The organism is Rosenbergiella gaditana (assembly GCF_018494065.1).
Classification (GTDB): Bacteria; Pseudomonadota; Gammaproteobacteria; order Enterobacterales; family Enterobacteriaceae; genus Rosenbergiella; species Rosenbergiella gaditana.
In genome coordinates this window covers 105,680-122,941 of sequence record NZ_JABBFR010000008.1, presented here as the reverse complement: position 1 = coordinate 122,941, position 17,262 = coordinate 105,680, and the positions used below count along the sequence as shown (strand labels likewise).

Here is a 17,262-nt window from a genome sequence, read left to right as displayed (position 1 = left end):
AAACCTTTTATCTTATAAGACCGCGAGTCGAACGAGCGAAGAAATCATAGAAGGGCTGAACTTCACTGTGTTCTTGAGCTAGGGCCGCAATCTCAGGTTTAACTTCTTCAAAAGGTCGTCCGCTACGATAAAGTAGCTTATAAGCGTTACGTATTGCATGTAGGGCATCTTTACTAAAACCACGACGCTTCAATCCTTCAATATTGACACCATAAGGAGAAGCGTGGTTACCTTGTGCGATCACATAAGGTGGGACATCTTGTACGACCCCAGAGCATCCACCAACCATCACGTGTGCACCAATGGTGCACCATTGATGCACAGCGGTCATCCCACCGATGATCGCGTGATCGTCTACCGTCACATGCCCCGCAAGGGTTGCATTGTTAGCAAAAATACAGTGGTTACCAATCAGCCCATCATGTCCAACATGAGTATTCCCCATAAGAAGGTTATGATTACCGATGCGGGTAACACCTCCTCCTTGCACGCTACCACGATGAATAGAACAGCCTTCACGGATACTATTATGATCACCGATGATCAACCTTGTATCCTCTCCCGCATATTTTAGATCTTGGTTAACTTCACCAATAGAGCTAAATTGGAAGATGAGGTTATCTTGCCCTATTTGCGTGAAACCATTGATTACTACATGAGAGTTAAGTACCGTTCTGGCACCAATTTCTACATGCGGACCAATGATACAAAAAGGGCCTATCGATACTTCAGGGCCAATTTTAGCCCCTTCTTCAACGATGGCAGTGGGATGAATACGAGCTGATTGATCGATCACTTTACGCCTCCCGGCTACGGGCACACATCATAGTCGCTTCACAGACGACTTTACCGTCAACGGTTGCGACACCTTTAAAGCGAGTAAGTCCACGGCGCGTTTTTTCAAAGGTAACTTCCATCACCATTTGATCTCCTGGGACCACTGGCCTTTTAAAACGTGCGCTATCGATGCCAGCAAAATAGTACAACTCACCAGGCTCAAGACCGCCCACGCTTTTGAAAGCGAGGATCCCGGTGGCTTGTGCCATAGCTTCCAGAATCAGAACGCCTGGAAATATGGGTTTACCAGGGAAGTGACCTTGGAAGAAAGGTTCATTAACACTGACATTTTTTACCGCACGCAAATAAGTATGTGGTTCAAAATCTAAAACGCGATCAACGAGTAAAAACGGATAGCGGTGTGGAAGTAAATCAAAGATTTCTTCTATCGCCAGAGTATGTGTTTCAGTAGTCAAGATACTCTTCCTGCTCTAAAAATGTTAGCAAAAACACGACACGATGAAAAAGTTAATCGGTCGCAAAGGGTAAACAGGCCGCGCACATTTCATTGTTTATATAATTATGCAACGATGACGTGAGGATGGCCTTTGGCTCTTAAGTGTCGCTTTTTGGGGTAGCTTGACGTTCGAGCGTTTTCAAACGTTTGTTGATCTCATTGATATTCATGACCAATGCTGCGGTTTTACGCCACTGCTTGTTTGATTGTAACGGGATTCCTGAAGAATAGATGCCTGGCTCAGTGATTGGCCGCATTACCATTCCCATTCCTGTAACAGTCACTTTATCACAAATTTCCATATGACCATTAATAACGCTAGCACCGCCAATCATGCAGTAACGCCCTATTTTTAAGCTACCGGCCATGATGACACCACCCGCAACTGCGGTATTGTCGCCAATAATGACATTATGTGCAATCTGACATTGATTATCGATAATCACACCGTTACCGATTTGCGTGTTATCTAATGCGCCACGGTCAATCGTCGTGCAAGCACCAATCTCGACGCGGTCACCGATCACTACTGTACCAAGTTGAGGGATTTTTATCCAATTACCACGGTCATTTGCGTAGCCGAATCCATCGGCACCAATGACAGTGCCAGATTGAATCAAGCAATCCCGCCCAATTTTTATTTCATGATAGATTGATACATTCGCCCACAAACGCGTATGTGGACCGATTGTAGTCTGTTTCCCCACAAAACAACCCGGGCCTATCACGACATGATCGCCAAGTACTACACCAGATTCAATAACGGCATTTGCACCAATAGAAACGTTATTCCCCAGGGACACATCACTGGCGATAACGGCGGAAGGTGCAATATTGTCTGCTGGTTGAGGTGTTGTATCTAAAACTTGCGCTAATTTTGCATAGGCGAGATAGGGGTTTTTAACCACTAATGCCGCACTATGACAAAATTCTAAATCAGCTTCCGTCAGCACCACAGCTGCAGCGTTGCACTGAGAGAGTTGCTCGCGGTAACGACTGTTTGCAAGAAAAGTGATCTGTTCGGCACCCGCGGATTGCATCGACGCAATGCCGGAGATGGCGATATCGCCATCTCCATGCACCGTTGCATCTAATTGGCGGGCTAATTCAGCCAGACTAATAGATGCCATCGGTTATTTAACCTGTTTCAGTACATCAGCAGTAATATCTTTTGAGTTTGCTGCGTAAGCGACTGAATTAGTATCCAGTACTACGTCATAACCCTCATCATCAGCAACTTTTTTGACTGCAGTTTGGATGCTAGATAAGATTTTATTACGCTCTTCCATCTGACGACGGCGGTTATCTTGTTCAAAAGTTTGTGCTTTATTCTCAAAAGTTTGACGCTTAGCCATAATGTCTTTCTCTAAGCTTGAACGCTCGCTTGCTTTCATGGTTGAACCATTACGTTGCAAGTTCTGCATTTGAGCTTGAATAGCACGCTCTTGTGCTTGAAGATCAGTCGCACGACCTTTGAACTCGTTTTCCAATTGCTTCGCAACGGTTGCACGTTGGGGTAACTGTTGGAAAATATTGGAGACGTTCACTACTGCAATCTTATCAGCAGCTTGTGCAGCTGATGCAGCTAATGCCAATCCAAGACCCGCGGCACATAACAACTTTTTCACTATATACTCCTTTCCATTACCTTGAGTGCGTAAAACACCATTTTATGCAAAATGACAGGGAGCATTCCCTGCCATCGCAATTGATTTACCGATAAGATATTACCACGTTTTACCGATATTAAATTGGAACTGTTCCGATTTGTCGCCTTCGTATTTCTTAATCGGTAGAGCATAAGAGAATACTAGCGGCCCAAGTGGAGACATCCATTGTAGAGCGACACCCGACGAAACGCGAATGTTACCTGGTTTGCTATAGTCTGGGATCCCCAGCGCACGCATTTGTGCAGTATCATCCCAGTTCGTATCCCAAACCGTCCCTGCATCCACAAAGACAGAGGTTCTTAACGAGTTCGAGTATTTCTCGCTAACAAACGGGGTCGGAGTGATGAGTTCTAAACTCGCCACTGCCATAGCATTACCGCCCACCGCATCGTTCGACTTACAAATTGCGCTAGTTGAATTATCACAATTCGAAGAAGAGCCATAGTTATAGTAAGCGGCTTTAGGTCCGATAGTGTTCGATTGGAAACCACGAACAGTGCTGGAGCCTCCCGCATAGAAGTTCTCGTAGAACGGCATCTCTTTGCCGCCTAGTCCATCGCCATAGCCTAAACGACCACGTCCTAATAAGACCCAAGTGCGGTCCTTATCAAGCGGAAGATATTGTTGGCTATCCAAGGTCACTTTATAGAACTTATTGTCCGAACCGGGAACGGTGACTTTACCATTCAAGTTAGTTTGGTTACCTGACGTTGGGAAGAACCCGCGGTCAAGAGTGTTATAAGTCCAGCCAAGGTTAAGCGTAAAGTCATCAGTGGAGTAATCACTGTCATCATTACTGGTTGGGAAGTTTTTACCTACTGATTTGAAGTAACGCCACATCGCGACTTGCGGTTGCATGTCAGACAGATCGTTATGCACATAACCCAAGCCAACACGTAAAGAGTTATCTTCGTTAATCGGGAAGCCTAAGGTACCGTCTAGACCATAACTTCTATTGGTATAGTCAGACAGGTCTGCATCGTCAGCTTTAAAGTCATTATAGAATAGACGTCCGCCTAAACTTACCCCGTCAACGGTAAAGTACGGGTCAGTCATGGAGAGTTCAGCGTAGGTTTGGTAGTCGTTTTTCGTCCCACTAATCCCTACAGTGTTACCCGTTCCCATCCAGTTATCTTGCGTAACACCTACTTGGAAGCTCACGCCACTTTCAGTGCCGTAACCCACACCGATATTAAAAGTACCTGTATTACGCTCTTTAACCTTATAGACAACATCGACTTGGTCGGCAGTACCTGGTACACGTTGCGTATCAACATCAACGGTTTCAAAGTAACCTGTACGGTTTAAACGCTCTTTACCTTGGTCGACAAGCCCGCTTCCCAGCCAAGATCCTTCCATTTGACGCATTTCGCGGCGTAGAACTGAATCTTTGGATGTGGTATTACCTTCAAAGCGAATTTTGCGGACGTAGAAGCGATTACCAGAATCAACACTGATGTGCAGTTTAACGGTCTTATCCGCATCGTTGATCTCAGGTTGCGTCATCACACGCGGATACGCGTAACCATAGTTGCCCAGCAGTTTTTTGATGTTATCTTCAATCTGCGTAACCTTGGTACCGTTATAAAGTTCACCTGGCTCAATCTTAGACAGCTTTTCAATTTCGGCTGAGTGACCGGCCATGTTCCCGTTAACATCAACGCCGGCAATTTTATATTGGCTGCCTTCATTAATGTTGACAGTAATATAAATACCTTTCTTATCAGGGGTTAAACTGACTTGGGTCGAGTCAATATTAAAACGTGCATAACCACGGTCTAAGTAGAAACTACGTAAGGTTTCTAAGTCACCGGCAAGTTTTTGCTTCTGATATTTCTGATCAGCAACTAAGTTCCACCACGGCACATCATCACGTAATTGGAAGCGTGAAATCAGCTCGTCAGAACTAAATGACTTATTACCTACAATGTTAATCTGCTGTATTTTAGCAGAGACACCTTCAGAGAAGACAAATTTGAGATCGACGCGGTTGCGTGGTAGTGGCGTAACGATAGCCTTCACGCTAGCGGTATACTTACCGACGCTGTAGTAAAAGTCTTCAAGTCCCTTCTCAATTGAAGAGATGGTAGTACGGTCAAGCGCTTCGCCAACGCGTACACCAGAAGCTTCTAGATTTTGTTTGAGTTGGTCCTCTTTGACAGCTTTGTTACCTGAAAAGGTAATGCTAGCAATCGTCGGGCGCTCTTTGACCTGAACAATCAGATTATTACCATCTCGTAATACCTGAACGTCTTCAAAGTTACCCGTCGCAAAGAGGGAACGAATACTGTTTTTGATGTCATCGTCGTTGACTGTATCACCAACACGTACCGGCATACTGAGCAGGGCCGCGCCGACAGCGACTCGCTGCAGGCCTTCGAAATGAATGTCTCTCACCACGAAATCGTCTGCACCGTACACGGTGGCGCTGCTGAACAGCAGCGACGCTATGAGCAATTTTTTCATCGCCATCGTTTTTATGCGTGTTCCTAACTAGTCCTCACAAGTAGATAATCGTCTACAAGCGAGAGAAATCATTGAAAAGTGCCAGGCCCATTAACAGTATTAGCAGTACTGAACCAATACGATAACTGAATGCCTGAACTCGCTCTGACACTGCTCCACCTTTAATTTTTTCAATCATAAGGAAGAGTAAATGCCCTCCATCTAACACAGGCAAGGGAACTAAGTTGATAATCCCTAAATTCACACTAATTAATGCTAAAAACATTAAATAGTAAATCATACCATATCCTGCTGAGGCCCCTGCACCTTGCGCAATCGAAATTGGACCGCTAAGGGTATTCAGCTTGATATCTCCTAACACTAACTTACCAAGCATTGTTACAGTAAGCTTTATCAGTTGCCAAGTTTTTGTCGTGGCCTCTTTCAAGGCAGAGAATGGACCATAACGATGCTCAGTTTTATAAGCATCCGGTAATGGTTCAACACGAGGTATCACCCCTGCAAATCCTTCTTTACTTGAGCCAGGTTTGGCCTCAGGCGTCAAGGTTAACGCAACCGCGCTGCCTCCACGCACCACTTTCACCTGCAAAGGTTGTTGTGGATTGTCTTTGATCATCTTGGCAAAAAATGCCCAATCGCTCACCTGCTGACCATTGACTTTAGCGATCCTATCGCCGGCTTGCAAACCCGCTTTATCGGCGGGAGAGCTTTTTTGCACTTGAGCGAGCACTTGTTCAATTTTTGGTTGAACCGGAATTAAGCCCAAGGCGACCAAAGGATCCTGTTTTTCAGGGTCGAATTTCCACTGCCGTAGATCGATATATCTTTCGACCTGCCCCTGTTGACCACGCAGAGTTACCTTAAGTTCAGCTGAAGTGTCACCAATTTTTGATATCAAAGCTAAACGCGCAGCATCCCAGTCAGGCGTTTCGATACCGTCTATCGCATTTAGTTCCGCTCCTGCCGTCAAATGTGACTGCTCGGCAATCGAGCCACTTATCACCTGCCCGATTATTGGTTTAACAGCCGGGACACCATGCATAAAGACTAGCCAATAGGCGACAATCGCAAAAAGGAAATTTGCCACGGGTCCCGCAGCAATTATTGCGCTGCGTTGACCAATGGTTTTAAAGTTAAATGCTTCGTGGAGACGATTTTCAGGAACAGGGTCAACGCGACTGTCCAGCATCTTAACGTAACCGCCAAGAGGGATGATCGCGAGAACGAACTCTGTTCCTTGCTTATCCTTACGTCGCCAGATAGCTGGACCAAAACCTATTGAAAAGCGCTCAACCCAAACTCCACAACGTCGCGCTACCCAAAAATGCCCAAATTCATGAACAGTGATAAGAATTGCTATAGCAACAAGGAACGCTGCAAGACTCCAGAAAAAACTTCCCAAAGGTTAACTCCTTACTTCACTTGAAATATGAGTAATAACACGCAAGTAAAGACAGGGACGGCTGCCGTCAAACTATCGATTCTATCTAGGATACCGCCGTGTCCAGGGATCAGGTTGCCACTATCTTTAATTCCCGAAGCACGTTTGAACATACTCTCGGTTAAATCGCCCAATACAGAGGCCAACGTTGCAATTACCGCACTGCAGATCAGGCTTGTTGGCGCAACGTTAAGTGGCGCGTAGTACGCAAACAGCCAAGCAATCACAGCAGACGTTGCCAATCCGCCTAAACACCCTTCAAGCGTCTTACCTGGTGAGACTTTAGGCGCAAGCTTATGGCGACCAAATAGCTTGCCAAAAAGGTAGGCTCCTGAGTCAGCTCCCCACACGAGAAGGAGAACAAATAACAACCACCACGCACCCGCATAGCGATCATAATCGTAATGATATTGGCGAAGGACAAGCATGCCCCAGAAAAAAGGAACGAGTGTTAAGGCCCCGAAAATTAATGGTAAAAGACGTGAACGTTCCCATAATATTTTCGATTTAGGGTAGGCAAGCACCATAAGTAGTGCGACACACCACCAACTGAGTGAAATCCACAGAGATAGCGCAACATAGGGTTGGTGTATATCCCGTTGATACGGAGGGAGCATAAACACCATACCGGCTAATAATAATCCGAACACCAACGCTAAGAGAATACGCTGCAAAGGTGTTTTAAGCCCAGCGAATTGCCCCCACTCCCATGCAGCAAGCATAGTAATAGCTAATACGACTAGAATAAATCCGTCAGCGGGTAGGAAAAAAAGTGCAGCAATAACAAGTGGTATCAGAATTATTGCGGTTAAGAGTCGAGACTTTAACAAAAAAACCCCCGGGTATTAGGATTCATTAGATGCTACACCGCCAAAACGGCGTTCCCGTTGGGAAAAAGCATCCAAAGCACCTTGAAATTCTTGTTCATCAAAATCGGGCCAAAGCACCGGGCTAAAATAAAACTCTGCATACGCCACTTGCCATATCAAGAAGTTACTAATTCGATACTCACCACCGGTTCTAATCACGAGATCCACTGAGGGTAAGTCCGAGAGGCAAAGCTGCGAGTTCAACCTATCTTCCGTAATATCTTCTGGTTGTAGTACTCCCTTTTTTACTTGTTCCGCTAGCTGCTTTACGCCGTGGACAACATCCCAACGTCCACCGTAATTCGCTGCTATGTTTAAGGTTAACCCACTATTATTCGCCGTTAAATTTTCAGCTTTTGTAATACGGTCTTGAATTTTTTTATTAAAGCCTGAAGTATCGCCAATCACGCGTAATCGAACATTATTTTTATGTAATGATTTAACTTCGCTCTCTAAAGCCCAAATAAAAAGCTCCATTAACGCAGTCACTTCTTGAGCCGGACGGCTCCAATTCTCGCTACTAAACGCATAAAGAGTGAGCGCCTTAAGGTCATGCTTAGCCGCAAACCGCACCGTTTTTCTGACCGCTTTGGCGCCAGCTTTATGGCCTGACATCCTTAATTTACCGCGATTTTTCGCCCAACGTCCGTTGCCATCCATGATAATGGCAACGTGTTGTGGTAAAACTTGGGGGAGCCATTCTGCTTCATTTAGGCCTTGTGACAACATATCGGGCTTTACTCTCTATTAAAAACGCATCGATTTATTCGCCACTTTTTTCCGTTAGCCTATTCCAATCAATCAAGAGTACGCGTGAAACCAGAAAAAGACGGCGAGCGACTATACCATTTTCCGCATAGAGCGACAAATCTGTTGCCCTGCTGTAGTGGCTTAGAAGTGTTTTTCTATCTGTTGACGCGCTAAGGCGCGACTCTCTTCATCAATTTGTAGAACCTCATCAATACTCTTTGGCTCATTAAAGTGTATTCGACCTAAAATATCTGAATTAAGTGCCGCAATATCAGTAAATAAAATTCGGCCTTCTAGAAAAGCGGCAACCGCCACTTCATTCACTGCATTTAATGCTGTAGTAAAGGACTGCCCTTTTTCACAAGCGTCGATCGCCAATGCTAAGCATGGATACCGCTGATCATCCGGCTTATTGAAAGTTAGAGACTGCAATTGCGTAAAATCTAAAGGCTTACCACCGGTGCGTACGCGGTGAGGCCAAGCGATTGAGTGGGCAATCGGCGTTTTCATATCCGGCGTCCCTAACTGAGCAATAACACTGCCATCGCGATAGCGCACCATAGAGTGGATCACTGACTGCGGATGAATAATGACTTCCATCTGAGAGCGTTGTGCATTGAATAACCACCTCGCTTCAATATATTCCAGTCCTTTGTTCATCATCGTGGCAGAATCTACAGAGATCTTCCTTCCCATCGACCAGTTAGGGTGAGCACACGCTTGATCTGGCGTCTTATTAACGAGTTCTTCTATAGGAGTCTGTCTAAAAGGCCCGCCTGACCCCGTGAGAATTATTGAATCAACGCCATTTTCACTTAGGTCACCATACCCAAGTTGTTGCTGTAAAGTCTCAGGTAAACTCTGAAAAATAGCATTATGTTCACTATCAACCGGTAACAAACGGGCATTAAAGTTTTGGACTGCGTCCATAAACAATTTACCGCAGGTCACTAATGACTCTTTGTTGGCTAATAGGACGCGTTTACTTGCTTTAATAGCCGAGAGTGTAGGCAAGAGACCTGATGCGCCAACAATCGATGACATTACTTGGTCAACTTCGGGTAAAGCCGCTAATTCAGACGCTGCCTGTATCCCCCAAGAAACATCGAGTGTTAATTTTAATGCCGTCAATCGTTCACGGAGTTCGTTAGCCGATTTTTCATCGGCCATTGCGACATAGTCTGGTCGGAATTCTACACACTGCTCCGCCATTAAAGCGGAATTTTTTCCACCTACTAGCGCACTAACCTTATAACGCTCAGGATTTTCTCTCACCACATCCAAGGTGTTAGTGCCTATTGAGCCCGTAGAACCCAGTATCGTTAGTCGTTGCATCGATTTTCCATTCTCTTAGTGAGGGGGAGAACACATAATGACCAAATAACATAAACAAAACGCCGTAAGAAAGCTCAATAGCTGAGCCTCCATTACGGCGTTGTAAAGCAGAATTAACGCTTAGAAATCGAGAAGTTCTTTCTCTTTATCAGCGAGTGCAGCATCAACTTTTTTGATGCTAACATCGGTAAGCTTTTGAACATCATCTTGTGAACGACGATCGTCGTCTTCACTGATTTCTTTATCTTTTAATAATGCTTTCACTTTATCATTCGCGTCACGACGTACGTTACGAACAGACACTCGACCTTGCTCGGCTTCTGCACGAACAATTTTGATTAAGTCTTTACGACGCTCTTCAGTCAACGCTGGAAGTGGCACACGAATATCAGCACCGGCAGAACTTGGATTTAATCCTAAATCTGAAGCCATAATCGCTTTTTCTACAGCCGGCCCCATTGAACGGTCGAATACGTTGATCTTCAAAGTACGTGAATCTTCAACCGTGACACTGGCTAATTGGCGCAGTGGCGTAGGCGTACCGTAGTATTCTACGACAATACCATCAAGCAGTGACGGGGACGCACGTCCGGTACGAATTTTGCTAATTGCTGTTTTAAATGCTTCAACACATTTGTCCATGCGGACTTCAGCATCTTTTTTAATATCGTTAATCACGTTAAAACCCTTGGATTGTTAATGCGCTCCGATAACATTCGGAGTAATTCACTTTGCCTGTCACTCTGGCCGACAGCCCCGAACGAACTCATCTCCACCAGAATATACCTTATTTTCTAAGACACAGGAATTATTGTGAGATTAATGTACCTTCATTTTCGCCCATCACAACTCGACGCAGCGCACCTGGCTTATTCATGTTAAAAACACGAATCGGTAAATTATGGTCACGTGCCAGCGTAAATGCAGCGAGATCCATGACTTTCAGCTCTCGTTCTAATACATCTTGGTAGCTGATTTTATCGTGAAGTACCGCATCGGGGAATTGAACCGGATCTGCGGAATAGACACCGTCAACTTTCGTTGCTTTCAAGACGACATCCGCTTCAATTTCAATACCGCGTAAACAAGCTGCTGAGTCGGTGGTGAAGAAAGGGTTTCCCGTACCTGCCGAGAAGATAACCACTTTATTTTGGCGCAGTAAGCTAATCGCTTCAGCCCAGCTATAGTTATCACAAACACCGTTTAAAGGAATGGCTGACATCAAGCGTGCATTGACATATGCACGATGAAGCGCATCACGCATCGCTAAGCCATTCATCACGGTTGCGAGCATTCCCATATGATCGCCGACAACACGGTTCATACCTGCTTTCGCTAGCCCGGCTCCACGGAATAAATTGCCGCCACCAATAACGACACCGACCTGGATACCAAGTTCGACTAACTCTTTAACTTCCTGAGCCATGCGGTCTAAGATACTCGCATCAATTCCAAAACCATCAGTTCCCTGAAGCGCTTCGCCACTCAGTTTTAGAAGAATACGTTGATATACAGGTTTTGCGTTCGTCGCCATAATAGTTTATTCCCGGAAATTGGCTGAATAATAGGAGTATTTTTCGGGTTAATCATCCCATATTTTTCTTTGAAAAAAACAGAATGAGAAAAAATCGGATAGTGTTACCTTTGACAAAAAAGAACCGCCTAACTGGCGGTTCTTTTTAGCATTAAGACTGCTTAGACATTGCTGCAACTTCAGCAGCGAAATCAGTCTCAACTTTTTCAATGCCTTCACCCACTTCAAAGCGGATAAAACCAGTTACGTCAGCGCCTTTTTCTTTCAGCAGTTGACCAACTGTTTTGCTTGGGTCCATAACGAAGCTTTGTCCAGTCAGTGACACTTCACCGGTGAACTTCTCCATACGACCTTTAACCATTTTTTCTGCGATTTCTTTAGGCTTACCAGATTGCATCGCGATATCGAGCTGTACTTGGTACTCTTTCTCAACGACGTCAGCAGAAACATCTTCAGGCTTAACGAATTCTGGCTTGCTTGCAGCGATGTGCATAGCGGTTTGCTTAACCAGCTCTTCGTCCGCACCCGTTGCAGCCACGACAACACCGATACGAGCACCGTGCAGGTAGCTACCTAAAACGTCGCCTTCTAATACTGCAACGCGACGGATGTTGATGTTTTCACCAATTTTAGCGACCAGTGCAACACGCTCTTCTTCGAATTGCGCTTTTAACACTTCAACATCAGTCACTTTATCAGCTGCTGCTGCATCTAATACTTTATCAGCAAACGCTTGGAAACCAGTATCTTTAGCAACGAAGTCAGTTTGGCAGTTGACTTCTAAAATCACAGCGAAATCGGCAGTAACCTTAGTTTTGATTACGCCATCTGCTGCGACGTTACCCGCTTTTTTAGCCGCTTTGATCGCACCAGATTTACGCATATTTTCGATTGCAAGCTCGATGTCGCCACTCGCTTCAGTCAGCGCTTTTTTACAATCCATCATGCCTGCGCCAGTACGCTCACGCAGTTCTTTTACCAGAGCAGCGGTAATTTCAGCCATTCTATTTTCCTCGGTTAACTGTGACCTGTTCATCTCCATTATGGATTCTAAACAGTATCATTTTCGTAGGAGTGATTATGCACCAAACGTTTAATAGAACGTTCAATACATTGAATATACGAAGGGGCCATTGCTGGCCCCTGACAGATTACATCTGATGCCAGTACTCTTTCGAGTAAAGATTATCAGGCGTTTTCTAAAGATGCAGCTTCTGCTTGTACAGCCAGATCTTGTGAACGCGCTTCGCGAACAGTAGTCGCAACAGCGGTCAGGTACAGGGTGACTGCACGGATCGCATCGTCGTTACCAGGGATGATGTAATCAACACCATCTGGATCAGAGTTGGTATCAACGATAGCAAATACTGGAATACCTAAGTTGTTTGCTTCTTTGATTGCGATGTGCTCGTGATCAGCATCGATAACGAATAGTGCATCAGGCAGGCCGCCCATATCTTTGATACCGCCTAAGCTGTTTTCCAGTTTAGCCAGTTCACGACCACGCATTAACGCTTCTTTCTTAGTTAACTTCTCGAAAGTACCGTCTTGTGATTGTGCTTCAAGATCTTTAAGGCGTTTGATTGACTGACGAACAGTTTTCCAGTTAGTCAGCATACCACCTAACCAACGATGGTTAACGAAGTACTGGTCACAGCTTAGTGCTGCTTCTTTAACAGCTAGGCTTGCTGCGCGCTTGGTACCAACCATTAAGATTTTCCCTTTACGAGAAGAAATCTTGTGCAACTCAGCCAGAGCGTCGTTGAACATTGGTACAGTTTGCTCAAGGTTGATGATGTGAACTTTATTACGTGCACCGAAAATGAAAGGTTTCATTTTTGGATTCCAGTAACGAGTTTGGTGACCGAAGTGAACACCAGCCTTCAGCATATCGCGCATTGAAACAGTTGCCATTATAACCTCTAAAATTTTAATTGGGGTTGAGCCTCCATGTACCCCATACCACCGACCTTTGCAGGCACCCCGGAGTATGTGTCGGTACATGTGTGTTTTGGTTTGACCTTCACAGTAAACTACGAAAATCACCTTTCACATAATGAGTGTAAGTGATGCCCTACCTTTCGTGAAGAGAGATAAAGAATCATCGGCGCGCTTTATACCATAAAATCAACCTTGGTGCTATATTTTGTTCGATTTTTGCAGGGCTCAATACAGCTTTCCTACGGGTATATTGGCAGCGCAGGGGCAGCCTGTGTTAATCTATGTCGCAATTATTACGTAATCGCCAGCGTTGTGCATTCTGGCTACTATGGAAACGAAATTTATGGCTATCTCAATTAAAACACCTGAAGAAATCGAAAAAATGCGTGTAGCGGGACGTCTTGCCGCAGAAGTGCTTGAAATGATTGGTGCACACGTCAAACCGGGTATTTCTACTGGTGAATTAGACCGAATCTGCGCGACTTATATTACCGAACAACAGCAAGCCGTCTCTGCGTGTTTGGGTTACCACGGCTTCCCAAAATCTGTCTGTATCTCAATCAATGAAGTGGTCTGCCACGGCATTCCTAGCGATGAACGTCTATTAAAAGAAGGTGATATCGTTAATATCGATGTTACCGTCATCAAAGATGAGTATCACGGCGATACCTCTATGATGTTTATTGTTGGCAAACCAACCATTTTGGGCGAACGTCTTTGTAAAATTACCCAAGAGAGCCTTTATCTCGCATTACGCCTTGTGAAGCCTGGTATCCGTTTACGCACTTTGGGTAAAGAAATCCAGAAATTTGTTGAAGCGCAAAATTTCTCTGTAGTACGTGAATACTGCGGTCACGGTATCGGTAAAGGCTTTCATGAAGAGCCGCAAGTTCTACACTATGATGCAGATGATCAAGGTGTGGTCTTACAAGCAGGTATGACTTTTACAATTGAACCTATGGTCAATGCCGGTGATTACCGTATTCGAAGTATGAAAGACGGTTGGACAGTAAAAACTAAAGATCGAAGCTTGTCTGCGCAATACGAGCATACTATTGTGGTCACAGACACTGGCTGTGAGATTTTAACGCTTCGTAAAGATGAAACCCTACCTGCGGTATTAGTCAACTAAGTAAGATCTTACTGAATTAATCATAAAGCCGGCACTTTAACAAGCCGGCTTTTTTTATGATGAGAATAAGCAAATGAGCGAGCCTGTTCCTCAAGCCTTGACAGCATTAATCCACGTTATAGACAGTTGGCAAGACGATCAATTACAACGTGATATCATCAAAGCCTCCCTAGACCGTTTTCAGCAACTCTCCGCTGAAGCCTTTGACCAAGGTGTGCCAGTTGAAGAGCTGATTGCTATTCGCAGCCATTTTATCGACCATCTTTTACAACGCCTCTGGAAGTTCTACCAATTAAGCGAATCGCCGGAGTTAGCGTTAGTTGCCGTGGGGGGCTATGGGCGCGAAGAGTTGCTTCCCCTCTCTGATATTGACTTATTAGTGATTAGCCGCCTCCCCCTTGATGAGCATCAAGCTCAGCACGTCAGCGCACTTATCACTCTACTCTGGGATGTTAAGCTTGAAGTAGGACAAAGCGTTCGCACACTTGATGAGTGTCTAACAGAGGGGCTGGCAGACTTAACAATTGCGACTAATTTAATTGAATCAAGAATGTTAATTGGCGATGTATCGTTATTTCTTGAACTTCAAAAAAATATCTTTAGTGAAGAATTCTGGCCCTCAGTCCACTTTTTCTCAGCAAAAATCAAAGAGCAAACCGAACGCCATCTTCGGTATCACGGTACCAGTTATAATTTAGAGCCAGATATTAAAAGCAGCCCAGGTGGACTACGCGATATCCATATGCTGCAATGGGTCGCACACCGCCATTTTGGCGCAACCTCCCTCGATAACATGGTTCAGTTTGGGTTTCTTACGGTCGAGGAATGCGATGAACTCAAAGAGTGCCAATCGTTTCTGTGGCGGTTACGTTTTGCCTTACACCAGACCTTAACTCGTTATGACAATCGGTTGTTATTTGATCGCCAACTTTCTGTCGCAACCCGTCTTAATTATCTTGGTGCAGGTAATACGCCCGTCGAAAAGATGATGAAGGACTACTACCGTGTAACGCGCCTTATCCGTGAGCTCAATACGATGTTACTGCAGCTCTTTGATGAAGCCATTCTTACCCTACCGACTACTGAACGCCCTAGACCTATTGACGATCTTTTTCGATTAAGGGGTGATCTTATCGAGTTAAGAGATAGCCAGAGCTTTAATCAATCACCCGAAACGATTTTAAAAATGTTTCTGGTTATGGTTCGCCATCCGGAAATCACTGGGATCTATTCAGCAACTCTGCGTCAACTTCGGCTAGCCCTCCAGCAGCTGGATAGCCCTCTATGCGATATTGCGGCAGCCAGACCATTATTTCTCGAAATTTTGGGCAGTAATGGCGTGGTAAGCCGAGCTTTGATACCGATGCATCATCACGGTGTACTCGCTGCGTACCTCCCTCAATGGGAATCGATTGTCGGTCAAATGCAGTTCGATCTTTTCCATGCCTACACCGTTGATGAACACACTATGCGGGTACTGCAAAAGCTCGAAAGTTTTGGCCGAGAAGAGGTCCGACCTCAGCACCCTTTATGTGTCGAAATTTGGCAGCGTTCAGCCAACCACCTAATTTTAATTATTGCCGCCATCTTCCATGATATTGCTAAGGGTCGAGGGGGTGATCATAGCTTATTAGGTGCGGAGGATGTTTACGCTTTTGGGAAACTTCATCAGCTCAATTCACGCGATATTGAGCTAATAGCTTGGCTCGTCGAACATCATCTTTTAATGTCAGTCACCGCTCAGCGTCGAGATATTCAAGACCCTGAGGTGATTCGTCAATTTTCGGAAACAATGGTTAATGAGCGCCAGCTTAAGTTCTTAACCTGTCTGACAGTCGCTGATATTTGTGCCACCAATGAAAGCCTATGGAACAGCTGGAAGCAGAGCCTATTACGTGAGCTCTTCTTCGCAACAGAAAAACAACTCCGTCGCGGGAAAGATAAACGACCCGACCTACGTTCACGTGTACGTCACAATCGTCAACAAGCCTTAGCATTACTACGTATGAACGATGTGGACGAAAACCGCCTATTTCATTTATGGAACCGCTGCCGTGCGGATTATTTTTTACGCCATACTCCGACACAACTGGCTTGGCATGCACAGCATCTGCTCAAGCATCAATTAACCGAGCCTTTAGTCTTAATCAGCCAGCAATCTGCTCGGGGCGGGACAGAGATATTTATTTGGAGTCCTGACCGCGCCTATCTATTTGCTACCGTTGCCGGTGAATTAGATAGACGAAATTTGAGTGTGCACGACGCACAAATTTTTACCAACCGTGATGGAATGGCTATGGATACCTTCATTGTTCTCGAGCCAGAAGGTAATCCCTTAGCCCCGGATCGTCATGCCTCGATTATTCAAGGCATTACCCAGTCCTTACAGCAGGAAAAATGGACTGTACCAAAAACTAGACGAACATCATCACGCTTGCGCCACTTCACCGTTGAAACTCGGGTTCACTATTTGCCTGGTCACACCGACCGTAGGACGTATCTGGAGCTTGTCGCATTAGATCAGCCTGGGTTGCTGGCACAAATTGGAGCGATATTCGCTGAACTTGATATTTCGCTTCATGGCGCTCGTATCAGTACAATTGGTGAGCGAGTTGAAGATTTATTTATTCTTGCAGACAACGAACGTCGTGGATTAAGTAAAAAAATGCGGGAGCAATTACGTCAAAGGTTGACAGAGACCCTCAATCCAACCGATAAGATGTAGTTCAAGGAAGATCGTAATAGGTAAAGAGTTGAATCTTTGCTCTACACCGGTAGTTAAGTGTAATTTACTGCTTACTTAGACAATTAGAAATTTTTGGGAAATTAT

At 45.0% G+C, this 17,262-nt stretch carries 15 protein-coding genes; 2 read left to right on the top strand and 13 right to left on the bottom strand.

Annotated features, from left to right (window positions below):
* Positions 1 to 7: 7 nt before the first annotated feature.
* The 13 genes from lpxA to rpsB all read right to left on the bottom strand — a co-directional run bounded on the left by lpxA (position 8) and on the right by rpsB (position 13,273).
* Positions 8 to 796 carry an acyl-ACP--UDP-N-acetylglucosamine O-acyltransferase gene (gene lpxA, locus HH682_RS07865; RefSeq protein WP_214237030.1) on the bottom strand — a complete coding sequence of 263 codons (789 nt, stop codon included), beginning with the start codon at positions 794 to 796 and terminating at the stop codon, positions 8 to 10.
* 1 nt (position 797) lies between these two features.
* Complete coding sequence (fabZ, locus tag HH682_RS07860) at positions 798 to 1,253, bottom strand: 3-hydroxyacyl-ACP dehydratase FabZ (protein WP_214237029.1); 456 nt, start codon at positions 1,251 to 1,253, stop codon at positions 798 to 800.
* Between the two features lie 139 nt (positions 1,254 to 1,392).
* On the bottom strand, positions 1,393 to 2,424 hold the full coding sequence (gene lpxD, locus HH682_RS07855; RefSeq protein WP_214237028.1) for a UDP-3-O-(3-hydroxymyristoyl)glucosamine N-acyltransferase: 1,032 nt from the start codon (positions 2,422 to 2,424) through the stop codon (positions 1,393 to 1,395).
* Positions 2,425 to 2,427: 3 nt separating this feature from the next.
* Complete coding sequence (skp, locus tag HH682_RS07850; protein ID WP_214237027.1) at positions 2,428 to 2,922, bottom strand: molecular chaperone Skp; 495 nt, start codon at positions 2,920 to 2,922, stop codon at positions 2,428 to 2,430.
* A gap of 99 nt (positions 2,923 to 3,021) precedes the next feature.
* Entirely contained in the window at positions 3,022 to 5,436 is a 2,415-nt protein-coding gene (bamA, locus tag HH682_RS07845; protein WP_214237026.1) for an outer membrane protein assembly factor BamA, read from the bottom strand.
* A 46-nt stretch (positions 5,437 to 5,482) separates the two neighbouring features.
* Positions 5,483 to 6,832, bottom strand: a complete 1,350-nt coding sequence (gene rseP / locus HH682_RS07840) for a sigma E protease regulator RseP (RefSeq protein WP_214237025.1) — start codon at positions 6,830 to 6,832, stop codon at positions 5,483 to 5,485.
* A gap of 11 nt (positions 6,833 to 6,843) precedes the next feature.
* Positions 6,844 to 7,701, bottom strand: a complete 858-nt coding sequence (gene cdsA, locus HH682_RS07835) for a phosphatidate cytidylyltransferase (RefSeq protein ID WP_214237024.1) — start codon at positions 7,699 to 7,701, stop codon at positions 6,844 to 6,846.
* Positions 7,702 to 7,716: 15 nt separating this feature from the next.
* Entirely contained in the window at positions 7,717 to 8,469 is a 753-nt protein-coding gene (gene ispU / locus HH682_RS07830; RefSeq protein ID WP_214237023.1) for a (2E,6E)-farnesyl-diphosphate-specific ditrans,polycis-undecaprenyl-diphosphate synthase, read from the bottom strand.
* Positions 8,470 to 8,631: 162 nt separating this feature from the next.
* Positions 8,632 to 9,825 (bottom strand): 1-deoxy-D-xylulose-5-phosphate reductoisomerase, encoded by a 1,194-nt coding sequence (gene ispC, locus HH682_RS07825; RefSeq protein WP_214237022.1) that lies wholly within the window; start codon positions 9,823 to 9,825, stop codon positions 8,632 to 8,634.
* Positions 9,826 to 9,945: 120 nt separating this feature from the next.
* Entirely contained in the window at positions 9,946 to 10,503 is a 558-nt protein-coding gene (gene frr / locus HH682_RS07820; RefSeq protein WP_062811997.1) for a ribosome recycling factor, read from the bottom strand.
* Positions 10,504 to 10,633: 130 nt separating this feature from the next.
* Complete coding sequence (pyrH, locus tag HH682_RS07815; RefSeq protein ID WP_214237021.1) at positions 10,634 to 11,359, bottom strand: UMP kinase; 726 nt, start codon at positions 11,357 to 11,359, stop codon at positions 10,634 to 10,636.
* A gap of 151 nt (positions 11,360 to 11,510) precedes the next feature.
* Complete coding sequence (tsf, locus tag HH682_RS07810) at positions 11,511 to 12,362, bottom strand: translation elongation factor Ts (RefSeq protein WP_214237020.1); 852 nt, start codon at positions 12,360 to 12,362, stop codon at positions 11,511 to 11,513.
* A gap of 185 nt (positions 12,363 to 12,547) precedes the next feature.
* Complete coding sequence (gene rpsB / locus HH682_RS07805; protein ID WP_214237019.1) at positions 12,548 to 13,273, bottom strand: 30S ribosomal protein S2; 726 nt, start codon at positions 13,271 to 13,273, stop codon at positions 12,548 to 12,550.
* A 370-nt stretch (positions 13,274 to 13,643) separates the two neighbouring features.
* On the opposite strand from rpsB, the gene map reads away from it, so the two are divergent.
* Together map and glnD are read left to right on the top strand one after the other, a co-directional pair.
* Positions 13,644 to 14,432, top strand: a complete 789-nt coding sequence (map, locus tag HH682_RS07800) for a type I methionyl aminopeptidase (protein WP_048911556.1) — start codon at positions 13,644 to 13,646, stop codon at positions 14,430 to 14,432.
* A 73-nt stretch (positions 14,433 to 14,505) separates the two neighbouring features.
* The gene (gene glnD, locus HH682_RS07795) at positions 14,506 to 17,157 is read left to right on the top strand and encodes a bifunctional uridylyltransferase/uridylyl-removing protein GlnD (protein WP_214237018.1); all 2,652 of its coding nucleotides are present in this window, start codon (positions 14,506 to 14,508) and stop codon (positions 17,155 to 17,157) included.
* The last annotated feature ends 105 nt before the right edge of the window (positions 17,158 to 17,262 follow it).

Excerpts from the sequence above, each read along its gene's own strand:
- tsf (WP_214237020.1), bottom strand. The coding sequence starts at position 12,362 with ATGGCTGAAATTACCGCTGCTCTGGTAAAAGAACTGCGTGAGCGTACT.
- glnD (WP_214237018.1), top strand. The coding sequence starts at position 14,506 with ATGAGCGAGCCTGTTCCTCAAGCCTTGACAGCATTAATCCACGTTATA.
- pyrH (WP_214237021.1), bottom strand. The coding sequence starts at position 11,359 with ATGGCGACGAACGCAAAACCTGTATATCAACGTATTCTTCTAAAACTG.
- ispU (WP_214237023.1), bottom strand. The coding sequence starts at position 8,469 with ATGTTGTCACAAGGCCTAAATGAAGCAGAATGGCTCCCCCAAGTTTTA.
- map (WP_048911556.1), top strand. The coding sequence starts at position 13,644 with ATGGCTATCTCAATTAAAACACCTGAAGAAATCGAAAAAATGCGTGTA.
- lpxD (WP_214237028.1), bottom strand. The coding sequence starts at position 2,424 with ATGGCATCTATTAGTCTGGCTGAATTAGCCCGCCAATTAGATGCAACG.
- ispC (WP_214237022.1), bottom strand. The coding sequence starts at position 9,825 with ATGCAACGACTAACGATACTGGGTTCTACGGGCTCAATAGGCACTAAC.
- rpsB (WP_214237019.1), bottom strand. The coding sequence starts at position 13,273 with ATGGCAACTGTTTCAATGCGCGATATGCTGAAGGCTGGTGTTCACTTC.
- bamA (WP_214237026.1), bottom strand. The coding sequence starts at position 5,436 with ATGGCGATGAAAAAATTGCTCATAGCGTCGCTGCTGTTCAGCAGCGCC.